Here is a 10976-nt window from a genome sequence, read left to right on the forward strand (position 1 = left end):
TGAACTCATTTCGGAAGACCGTGTATTTCTAGAGCAAATACATGAATTCATTCAATCATTATATGAAGTTGGCAGTAAGGATCAGAGCGACCTGATTGGCGCGGAACTCGAACTCATCAAGTTAGAAGAGCGTTTGATCAAAGCAAGACGAAGTTTTCAAAAGAATCTGGATAGCCTTAATACCCTCGCTAACGAAACGCTGACGAGTACTCAATTGCCAAAGAAATTGGAATCTTTTGATACTTCAACACTGACTTTGGCTAAATCAAACGACCTTGTTTCTTCCTTACAAAACCATCCAAAAATTCGTTTGATAAATCAGAAAATTAACATTGCAAAAAGCAAAGTGAATTTGACCGAGCAGTCTTTGGAGCCCTCTTATGGTGTGGAGCTAAGCTACGGCATGAGAAGTGGCGACAATATGGATGGGTCTTCTCGTGCCGACTTCTTTTCAGCGGGTGTGAGTGTTCAGTACCCCTTTTTCAATCGAGGTCAGCAATCCAGCCAGATCAGCGCGGCTAAGCATCGTCAGGCAGCTATTGAGTTGGAGCGTTCAGAAGCATTAGAGCAAGCTCGCTTTACGTTGAAAGATCTCGCCAACCAATATGACATCACCCGCGATCAACGTGTGCTTTATGAAGAAAAAATATTAACCACATTAGGCAAGCAGAAGCACAGCGCCATGCATAGCTACGAGTCAGATAAGGGCAATTTCCGCATCGTATCTGAGCTGTTTCTGAAGGAACAAAGCGCAAAAGTGCAGCGTTTGCGCTTGCTTGTGAATGAACAAATTATTCTATCTCGTATTAATTATTGGCTGAACTAAAGCTAAGGAGAATCAACACATGAAGCAATTTATTTTAGCCATTACTGTCCTAGCTATTGGTTTGGCCTTGGGGACCTTTTTCGGCCCTCAACTCATGCAGGGGACAATGAGTGATGGAGAGTTGTCCTCCGCCGACAGTAACGAGAAGAAACCAGTGTACTGGGTAGCTCCGATGGATAAAAACTATCGTCGAGATGGGCCTGGACTTTCCCCGATGGGCATGGATTTAGTTCCGGTGTATGAAGAAGACAGCGGTGATGATAATACAGTGAAGATCTCAGCCACTGTTGAGAATAACCTCGGCGTTAAAGTCGCAAAGGTTAAAAACGAAGCGATTATGGTGCCAATTGATACCGTAGGAACTATCCAGTTTGATGAGAGCCGAATCTCTCATATTCACCCGCGTGTAGAGGGTTGGATTGAACGGTTGAACGTTGCTGCTAGTGGTGATCCGGTTAAACAAGGTCAAACACTGTTTGAGCTTTATAGTCCAGAGCTGGTCAATGCGCAGGAAGAATACCTAGCAGCATTGCGCAGCAAAAACAGAAACCTAATTAATGCGTCAAAGTCACGCCTTCGATCGCTAGGTTTGAGAGACAGTCATATCAATGATTTAAAGAAAAGACGTAAGGTCGATCAATTGGTGAAATTTACGGCTGAACAAGATGGAATTGTCATTGATCTAAACGTGCGTGAAGGCATGCATATCAGACCTATGACTGAAGTGATGTCGATAGGGTCGCTGGAAAGCGTCTGGGTTCGTGGTGAAGTCTATGAACGACAAGCTTATCTCATCGAACGTGGTCAGAGTGTAGCGATAAATCTCAATTCGTCACCTGATGGCAAATGGAACGGCATAATCAATTACATCTATCCGTCTCTTGATCAGAAAACACGCACCTTGCAATTCCGAGCGCGAGTACACAACCCAGATTTTGCCTTGCGACCTCATATGTTGGCGAATTTACGCGTTGAGAATATGGCCCAAGAGGCCATGACAACGGTGCCCAGATCCGCTGTTATCAAAGCAGGAAATCACAATCGAGTCGTGAAGTCGCTGGGCGAGGGGCGTTATAAATCTGTCATTGTAGAACTTGGCCTGGAAGGTCTCGTATCGACAATGAAGGAGGGTGTTGAGGTAATGGAATCAAAGGTACAGATACTTAAAGGTCTGTCTAATGGCGATGACGTTGTTGTTTCAGCGCAATTCCTGATTGATTCGGAATCAAATATCGAAGCCGAACTAATGCGTATGGAAGAAGCCGCAATGAGTCAAGAGATGAATGGCGATATGACAGGCAGTGCGGGTCCTAGAGTGATTACCTCGGGGACAGTTCATAAGGTCATGGGGAGTATGGGCATGATCAATGTCACACACGACCCGATCCCAGAATGGGAATGGCCGACGATGAAAATGGACTTCCAGGTGTCAGATCAGGTCGATCTCAGTCAGTTCAAGGAAGGCGAGGCAATCCAATTTGAGATCGAAAAAACAGGGGATTGGGATTATCTGGTGACGAGATTGGCGGCAGCGTCCGAAGGATTGTCAGCGGTAACGATGATGGATATGGCGACGATGGAAATGGAAATGAATCATGATCATATGAGCATGGATATGAGTTCGAATGGCGAAGAAGAAAAAGCCTCAGTCGAAACCTCTGGCAAGGTCAAAATGTTAATGCTTGATATGAATATGATTGAAATCGTTCACGAGCCTATACCTGAGTGGAGTTGGCCCGAGATGAGTATGTCCTTCTTAGTACCCGAGGGCGAGAAACTGCCCGAAATCAAAGATGGCGATGAATTAACATTCTCGTTACGGGAAAACGCAGATGGGGACTATGTCATGTCAAATGTCAGACTGAAATAGAACGTTCAAAAAGCAATTTTAAGAATAATCACTTTGAGGAAAATACAATGAATAAAACACTAACTTCTTTAGCAATGTGTGCAGGCTTACTTGTCTCGACAGCTGTTTTTGCAAGTGGACCCAATGATGGCCATCACCATGGACATGGCAACGGAAAAGATATGGGCAAAGGCCATATGATGAAAGGTATGGATAAAGGAATGTCGGGCAATATGTCTGAAAAAGGCGCCGGACATATGCGCGAGGTAATGGGTGAAGGACGTATTAACAAAATCATGGCCGATCGAGGCATGATTAACATTAAGCACGAACCCATGCCAGAGATGAACTGGCCCAAGATGAAAATGAACTTCAAAGTCGACAAGGGCGTTGATTTGGGCTCTCTAAAGCCAGGTCAAATGGTCGACTTTACCTTACTTGTCGACAACGACAATAACTACATCATCAAGAATATAAACAGCAAATAAGCGACATGAAAGCAGCACTCCGGTGCTGCCCAAATTCATTTGCTGACGAAAGATTACTGGAGTAAATAATGATAGCCGCGATTATAAAGTGGTCGATACAAAATCGGTTTTTTGTACTATTAGGCACGGCAATATTGATCGGGTTTGGCTTGTATTCTGTCAAGAATACGCCAATCGATGCAATCCCTGATCTGTCTGATGTGCAAGTAATCATTAAAACTAGTTACCCAGGACAGGCACCGCAAGTCGTTGAAGATCAGGTAACTTATCCGCTTACGACGGCGATGCTGTCGGTACCGGGGGCGATTACCGTCCGGGGCTTTTCATTCTTTGGTGACTCCTATGTTTATGTGATCTTTGAGGATGGCACGGACCTTTATTGGGCGCGTTCTAGGGTTCTGGAATACCTCAATCAAGTGTCCGGCTCGTTACCTGCATCTGCTAAACCACAATTGGGACCTGACGCAACGGGTGTTGGCTGGGTATATCTCTATGCGCTAGTAGATAAAACGGGTCAACATGACTTAGCGGAGCTACGTAGCATTCAGGATTGGTTCTTGAAGTATGAGTTGCAAACGGTTCCGGGCGTTTCTGAAGTAGCGACAATAGGCGGTATGGTGCGTCAGTACCAAATTGAAGTTGATCCGAACCTACTCCGCTCTTACGACATTCCTTTAGCCCATGTTGGCATGGCAATTAAAAAGGCCAACCAGGAAACCGGTGCTTCTGTTATCGAGATGGCTGAAGCAGAGTACATGGTGCGCGTTAGCGGCTACTTGCAAAGTGTAGATGATATTAAAAATATTCCACTCGGTATAAACGCTAATAACACGCCACTGCTTTTGAAAGATATTGCCAAGATTGAATTGGGTCCACAGATGCGACGCGGCATCGCTGAATTGAACGGCGAAGGTGAAGTGGTCGGTGGTGTTGTAGTGATGCGCTTTGGCGAGAATGCACAAAGCGTTATTGATAATGTGAAAGCAAAATTGGAGAGTTTGAAGAAAGGCCTGCCTGACGGAGTAGAGGTTGTAACAACCTATGATCGTTCAAGCCTGATTAGTCGAGCAATCGATAACCTCTACGAAAAGCTATTAGAAGAGTTTATCGTCGTAACTATTATTTGTGCGCTTTTCCTATTTCATTTCCGTTCATCTCTGGTTGTACTGGTTAGCTTGCCTGTGGGTATTCTCACGGCCTTTATCATCATGTATCAGCAAGGTTTGAACGCCAATATTATGTCTCTGGGTGGAATCGCGATTGCGATCGGTGCGATGGTTGATGGCGCCATCGTCATGATTGAAAACGTTCATAAGCATATGGAAAAAACAGAGCTGACAGATGAAAACCGTTGGCAGGTGATTACCCAGGCTGCATCTGAAGTCGGGCCACCTTTATTCTTCTCTTTGTTGATTATTACAGCCAGCTTTCTGCCTGTGTTCACTCTTGAAGCACAAGAAGGCAAGTTGTTTTCACCCCTGGCGTTCACTAAAACCTATGCGATGGCAGCTGCCGCAGGTCTTGCTATTACACTCGTGCCAGTGTTGATGGGCTACTTTATTCGTGGAAAAGTGACGCCTGAACATAAAAACCCGATTAACCGCTTGATGATTGCCATGTATAAACCAGTGATCAAAGGTGTGTTGGCTTTTCCTAAAACGACTCTTTTGTTTTCTGCTGTTGTCTTAGTGGTTGGTTTATGGCCAGCGACTAAGCTAGGAAGCGAATTCATGCCACCATTGGACGAAGGTGACTTGATGTATATGCCTACAACATATGCCGGTGTATCAGTCGGCAAGGCGAGAGAGCTACTCCAACAAACCGATAAGTTGATCAAAACCGTACCAGAGGTCGAGTCTGTTTTCGGTAAAGTCGGGCGTGCCGAAACAGCGACTGACCCAGCACCGCTCACGATGATCGAAACATTCATTCAACTTAAACCGCGAAGTGAATGGCGGGCTGGCGTGACGACAGAAAGCCTACGCCAGGAGTTTGATAGTTTGGTTAAATTCCCTGGTTTGACGAATGCCTGGGTCATGCCAATCAAAACGCGAATCGACATGCTATCAACGGGTATTAAAACGCCTGTAGGCATTAAGATCGCCGGCCCGAGTTTGTCTGAGATCGAGAAAATCGGTAAACGATTAGAAGAAGTTTTACCTGAAGTGGAAGGTACGGCATCGGTGTACTCTGAACGCGTCGCCGGTGGTCGCTATGTAAAGATTGATATTGACCGTGAACGCGCAGCACGCTTTGGGATGAGTGTGGCGGATATTCAAGCAGTCGTGCGTGCTTCGATTGGCGGCATGAATATTACTGAAACGATCGAAGGTTTAGAGCGTTATCCGGTGAATCTGCGTTATCCGCAACATTATCGCGATTCCGAACAAAAACTGAAATTGCTGCCTATTGTCACTCCCGGAAAACAACACATTGCTTTGGCTGACGTGGCTGATGTTTATATCGCAGATGGTCCGCCGGGAATTAAGAGTGAAAATGCTCGTTTAAATGGTTGGACGCTTGTCGATATCGATGGGCGTGATCTGGGGTCATACGTCAAAGAAGCACAACAGATTGTTTCTGAACAAGTCGAAATTCCGGCGGGTTATTCCATCGCTTGGTCTGGCCAATACGAGTACATGCAACGAGCCGAGGAACGTCTGCGAGCTGTTGTGCCACTTACCTTGGCGATCATCATGCTACTTCTTTACATGAGCTTCCGTAACTTTTTGGAAGTACTCATCATTATGGGAACCGTACCATTTTCGTTAATCGGAGGGCTTTGGTTGATGTATTGGCTGGATTACAACATGTCGATAGCGGTTGCGGTTGGTTTTATCGCTCTCGCAGGTGTGGCTGTTGAGATCGGCGTACTGATGTTGGTTTATTTAAATCAATCCTATCAAGCCACCATTGAAAACGCCAAGCGAGATATGCGTTTGTTAACGAAGGAAGATATTCGTGAATCTGTCATGCAGGGAGCCGGGCTGCGGGTGCGCCCCATCTTGATGACGGTTCTCTCTCTGATGGTCGGTTTAATTCCAATCATGATGGGAACGGGCACAGGTTCTGAAGTAATGCAGCGTATTGCAGGGCCCATGATTGGCGGCATGATCAGCACCTTGGCCTTGAGTTTGATGTTAATTCCCGCGATTTTTTATGTGTGGAAACAGGTAACGCTCAAAAAAGAGAACAGTGACCTCACAGAAAACGATTCACAACTATCAAAATAAACACAGAAAGGATAATGAAAATGAAACTATCACTAACGAAATCAATAACTGGCTTTGCAGCTATCAGCGCAATCCTAATCACAGCTGCATGCGCAAATCATAGTCATGATGATGGCACAGGCCATATGCATGGCGAGAACCATATGTCAGCGGGAGATGGCCAGCACGATCACCACAAAATGATGCAAGAAAAGCATATGGGCGATACAGGAGGCCACGGTCACATGGGCGGTGAAATGAAGGAAGGTATGCATGGCGGACATCATGGAGAGGAACATGGCGCTCATGGTGGACACCATGGCGGGTCATTGGCGGGTAATCCTGGACAAGAAAATGATGTAGACCGAGTGATAAATGTTGAAGCGAACGATGCGATGCGCTTTGTCCATAAACCGTTCAATATTAAAAATGGTGAAACCATTAAGTTTGTGATCTCCAACAAAGGCGCAGTGCCGCATGAGTTCGCCATTGGTACTAAGGATGAGCATATGGAGCACGGGAAAATGATGATGAATAACCCGAATATGCATCACGGTCCGGGTGGTAATGCCATTACTGTCGCACCTGGAAAAACCGAAACGCTCATCTGGACATTCGAAGAAGCTTGGGAAGTAGAGGCTGCCTGCAATATTCCGGGTCATTACCAAGCGGGAATGCACAGCCCGGTAAAGTTTCGACCATAGAAACAAGAAATATAAATCCCGTTGAGAAATCCATTTAACACACTAACATCTAGGTTTTGTATACTTCTCAACCCAAATATAGTTGAACTAAGGGTTCGTTTTGTTGGCATTGTTACTTCTGGCAATCGCGTTAAGTATGGATGCGTTTGCTGTGTCTATTGGTTTAGGTTCAAAAAAAACGGTCGGCACACTAAAGCTTGCCACAATGTGCGCTATTTACTTCGGCCTTTTTCAGGGCCTTATGCCCCTTATTGGTTTTATAGGAGGTAAAGGTGTTCTCGTTTTTGCTGAAACCTATGCTCCCTGGGTATCGTTTATATTGCTTTTGATTATTGGTATTAAGATGATCTATGAAGCGCTTATTACTGGTGAAGAGAATGTCCCTTCTCATATAAGTCATCGTGCTATGTTCATTCTAGGTATTGCCACCAGTATCGACGCAATGGCGGCGGGCTTTTCCTTGACTTTGCTGAACGTTAACGGATTTCTAGCCTGTGCTTTCATAGCTATAACCACTGCACTATTTAGCTTTGCCGGAGTCTACCTTGGCGAGAAAACAGGCACTTGGCTCGAAAGTCGAGCTGAAGTGTTAGGTGGGACGATTTTGATATTGATCGGGTTAAAGGTCCTCTTAGGCTAAGACGGTCCAGCCTACTGTCATTCATAGAGAACTAAAAATTGTTTAAATAGGGTTCGAGAAATTATTAAGTAAAAACAATAAATAAAAGTGAGTACGAAGCTCTGGCCTCGTACTCGATTAAGCTACCAGGCTTTGTAGGGTAAGAACTTACCATTCATGGTTAAGACGACGCGATCACCTTTCGGGTTCTCTTCTTTTTCAACATCCATACTGAAGTCAATTGCGCTCATGATGCCGTCGCCAAACTTTTCTTGTATTACTTCTTTTAGCGTATCGCCGTAGACACCGACAATTTCATATAGCCGATAAATTAAAGGGTCTTGAGGAATGGATTGATCCCAGGTTTTAGTCGGGTATTCCATCAATGCAGGCTTTGCTTCGTCCGGTAAATCAAGTAAGGCACAAACCTTATCTGCAACGTCCTCGGGCATACTATTCATGCCCAGACAAGCTGAGGTGAGCCATACTGAGCCCATGCCGACTTCTTCTGCCATACCTTCCCAGGTAAGTTCTTTAGATTTTTTAGCTAATACAATTGCTTCGATCACTTCTTCTTTCTTCATCACAATCACCTTTATTTACTGTGTTGGTCAGCGTCAGGTTTGAGCTGAGGAATAAATTTCATAAAGGGCTTTTGCAAGCGCTATGCCATTGGAAATTGTTATTATTATTCAATAGATTAGCTAAAACCTATGCGTGTGATCTATCAGTGAGGGCCTTATTAGTGTGCACTGAAAGGCTTGTTTCGAAGAGAGAGCCCTGTCCTAAGGCACTGCTGAATCAAGGGACTTGTCTAGCTGATTGTAGTGAGCAAAATTTATCGTAGCTTCTTACGCCAAGCGGCGGGGCTTAGGCCATATTTTCGCTGAAATAAACGATTGAAGTGGCCAGGGTCTTGATAACCAACCTTCCATGATATTTCTGCGACACTTTGATCACTATGTTTGAGGTGCTCTTTTCCCTGCTCAATTTTTAAGTGTTGAATATAGCTAAGAGGTGATTCGCCCGTTGCTTCTTTAAAGCGACGTTTAAAGGTGCGTACACTCATATTTGCTTTTGTGGCAAGTTGCTCGATAGAAAGGGGCTCAATGAAGTGGATTTCAAGCCACTGCTGGATAGAGAGAATAGCGTCGTCTTGATGGTAGGTTTGTTTACCAATGGAGGCAAATTCGCCGGAGTAGGCTCGTCTGAAATCGACCAAAAAAGTACTTTCTACGGCTTCGCCAACCTCAGTGCAGGATAAGCGTGAAAGCAGATAGATCATGATCTCCATGGCTGCATTCATTCCTGCAGAGCAATACAGTTCCCCGGTAGCGGTAATAAAACGATCGGGGCGAAGATCGATTTTGGGGTACTTCTGTGCGAATTCTTCTTGCTTATGCCAATGCGTGGTACAGATTCGCTCATCCAAGAGCCCGGCCTCTGCCAGAAAGTAGGAACCGGTTGTCGCAGCCATAATCGGGATACCTTGCTCGTGCCACTCCCTAAGCTTTGGGTATAAGGGGCGCTGATCGATTAGCAGCGCTTCCATGTCACCCCAGATTCCATGAAGAATGACCAGGTCTGTATGTTTGATATCGCCTAGTGCCTGATCAGGTGTAATGCTTAAGCCGCTGAATGATGAAATAGCTTTGCCATCTAAGGTAACTAGCGAGATAGATATAGCCTCGCCCAAAAGCTTTTTTTGTAGCATGGAGGCAAAGGCAAATACATCATGACTAAGACCTAAACTTAAGCCCATTGCATTCTCGCAGGCATAAAGCGTGACATGTTTTAGCATCATAATCTCCGGAATATATTGGGGTATTATTTACCTTTATGGCCCGTTTGGCCATTTATATGACCTGAGTCACGCTGTTTCTTTTTGTCTTCGATTCTTAAGATTGCGTTAGTTAGATCTTATATTGGAGATGAGCATGAAATTCACGTCTGAACATGAAGCCTTACGCAAAACAGTGCGAGCCTTTGTTGATCAGGAAATGGACCCTTTTGTTGATGAGTGGGAGCAGGCAGGCAAAGCGCCTTTACATTCACTATTCAAGAAAATGGGTGACCTGGGCTTGTTGGGTATACATAAACCCGAAGCGAATGGTGGTGCAGGTTTAGATTATAGTTATAACCTGGTGTTTGCTGAGGAAATTGGCCGAGCCTATGGTGGTTCCTTGCCCATGGCGATTGGTGTGCAAACAGACATGGCCACGCCTGCTTTGGCTCGTTTTGGTAGTGATGAGTTAAAACGTGATTTTTTGGCGCCAGCCATCGCTGGAGATATGGTTGCTTGTATCGGGGTTAGTGAAGCTGGGGCAGGTTCAGATGTTGCAGGTTTAAAAACGACCGCTAAAAGTGACGGTGATGACTACCTTATCAATGGCAGTAAGATGTGGATCACGAATGCGACGCAAGGTGATTGGATTTGTTTACTTGCCAACACTTCTGAAGGCAGCGTTCATGCAAATAAATCAATGATCATTGTGCCTTTGGATTCACCGGGTATCGAGACCTCAAAGCCTTTGGATAAACTCGGTATGCGCGCCAGTGATACGGGGCAGATATTCTTTGATAATGTTCGCGTACCTAAGCGCTATCGAATAGGCGAACAGAACAAAGGTTTCGCTATGCAGATGATGCAGTTTCAAGAAGAGCGAATGTATGCCGCTGCGAGTTCACTAAAGGGAATGGAGCGAATTATCAGTGATACCCGGGATTGGTGCCGAGATAGGGAGACCTTTGGCCAGCCGATATTAAACAATCAGGTGGTGCACTTTCGCTTGGCAGAGTTGCAAACCGAAGTTGAGGCGCTCAGAGCGCTGACTTGGAGAGCTTGTCAGCAACATATTGAAGGTGAAGACGCGACCTACCTGGCATCCATGGCTAAATTAAAAATGGGCAGGTTATGGCGTGAAGTAAGTGATAGCTGCCTTCAATACTGGGGAGGCATGGGTTTTATGTGGGATAATCCTGCTGCCAGAGCCTATCGTGATACGCGGATACTATCGATAGCCGGTGGTAGTGATGAGATGATGCTCGGAATTATTGCCAAGCGTATGGGCACATTGCCGAGCCGACGGTAGAAGCGGTTCTGCCAAAAATAGCTTTTACATTGAGATAGAAAAAATGCAAATACCCGCCTTATTCGAAAACAAACTAAGCTTGCCTGTTATCTGCGCGCCGATGTTTTTGGTCTCTAGCCCTAAACTGGTGATCAATGCATGTAAAAACGGAGTCGTAGGCACGTTTCCCAGCTTCAATACCCGAAC

General features: G+C 45.3%; 9 protein-coding genes. 7 read left to right on the top strand and 2 right to left on the bottom strand.

Features of this window, described 5'->3' with window-relative positions:
• The 6 genes from A3761_RS05410 to A3761_RS05435 all read left to right on the top strand — a co-directional run.
• A partial coding sequence (locus tag A3761_RS05410; protein WP_197472852.1) for a TolC family protein occupies positions 1–826 on the top strand: 826 nt, incomplete at its 5' end.
• A gap of 19 nt (positions 827–845) precedes the next feature.
• A complete protein-coding gene (locus A3761_RS05415) occupies positions 846–2696 on the top strand; it encodes an efflux RND transporter periplasmic adaptor subunit (protein ID WP_068554521.1) in 1851 nt (616 codons plus the stop codon).
• Positions 2697–2743: 47 nt separating this feature from the next.
• Positions 2744–3163: a copper-binding protein gene (locus A3761_RS05420; protein ID WP_068507012.1), complete on the top strand. Its 420-nt coding sequence runs from the start codon at positions 2744–2746 to the stop codon at positions 3161–3163.
• A 68-nt stretch (positions 3164–3231) separates the two neighbouring features.
• Positions 3232–6396, top strand: coding sequence for an efflux RND transporter permease subunit (locus A3761_RS05425; RefSeq protein WP_068554523.1), 3165 nt, complete (start codon positions 3232–3234; stop codon positions 6394–6396).
• A gap of 20 nt (positions 6397–6416) precedes the next feature.
• Positions 6417–7079, top strand: coding sequence for a plastocyanin/azurin family copper-binding protein (locus A3761_RS05430; RefSeq protein WP_068554525.1), 663 nt, complete (start codon positions 6417–6419; stop codon positions 7077–7079).
• Between the two features lie 103 nt (positions 7080–7182).
• The gene (locus A3761_RS05435) at positions 7183–7719 is read left to right on the top strand and encodes a manganese efflux pump MntP family protein (protein WP_231872306.1); all 537 of its coding nucleotides are present in this window, start codon (positions 7183–7185) and stop codon (positions 7717–7719) included.
• A 122-nt stretch (positions 7720–7841) separates the two neighbouring features.
• Here A3761_RS05435 and cynS read toward each other — a convergent pair whose 3' ends face one another.
• Both cynS and A3761_RS05445 read right to left on the bottom strand, forming a co-directional pair.
• The gene (cynS, locus tag A3761_RS05440; protein WP_068554530.1) at positions 7842–8282 is read right to left on the bottom strand and encodes a cyanase; all 441 of its coding nucleotides are present in this window, start codon (positions 8280–8282) and stop codon (positions 7842–7844) included.
• 254 nt (positions 8283–8536) lie between these two features.
• Entirely contained in the window at positions 8537–9502 is a 966-nt protein-coding gene (locus A3761_RS05445) for a GlxA family transcriptional regulator (protein ID WP_197469683.1), read from the bottom strand.
• Between the two features lie 133 nt (positions 9503–9635).
• Here A3761_RS05445 and A3761_RS05450 point away from each other — a divergent pair, with 133 nt between their 5' ends.
• The gene (locus tag A3761_RS05450; RefSeq protein WP_068554534.1) at positions 9636–10790 is read left to right on the top strand and encodes an acyl-CoA dehydrogenase family protein; all 1155 of its coding nucleotides are present in this window, start codon (positions 9636–9638) and stop codon (positions 10788–10790) included.
• Positions 10791–10976 lie beyond the last annotated feature (186 nt).

The sequence above is a fragment of the Oleiphilus sp. HI0123 genome (assembly GCF_001635315.1).